The 281-nt window shown below is 63.7% G+C and carries 1 protein-coding gene; it reads left to right on the top strand.

Annotated features, from left to right (window positions below):
- Positions 1-281, top strand: a 281-nt coding sequence (locus CRJ03_RS19770; RefSeq protein WP_165375190.1) for a hypothetical protein, incomplete at both ends; no start/stop codon positions are given.

Here is a 281-nt window from a genome sequence, read left to right as displayed (position 1 = left end):
GCTCTGTGGGCTGTGCTGGCAGTCACGTTGCTGGCAGGATGTCTGGCGGAGGGGGAGCCGGAGCTGGAGCCGGAGGTCACAGATCGAGTGGGATGGCAGACCAACCAGCCCTGGGAACAGGCCCTGGGCCGCTTCTGGGATTACCTGCGCTGGGTGCAGACGCTGTCTGACCAGGTCCAAGAGGAACTGCAGACCGCACAGGTCACCCAGGAACTGACGGTCCTGATGGAGGACACCATGACCGAGGTGAAGGCCTACAAGGCGGAGCTGGAGGAACAGCT

Origin of the sequence: Roseovarius nitratireducens (assembly GCF_002925845.1) — a bacterium.
GTDB lineage: Bacteria > Pseudomonadota > Alphaproteobacteria > Rhodobacterales > Rhodobacteraceae > Roseovarius > Roseovarius nitratireducens.
Note: the sequence above shows the minus strand (reverse complement) of the source record. Positions and strands in the feature narration are given on the sequence as shown.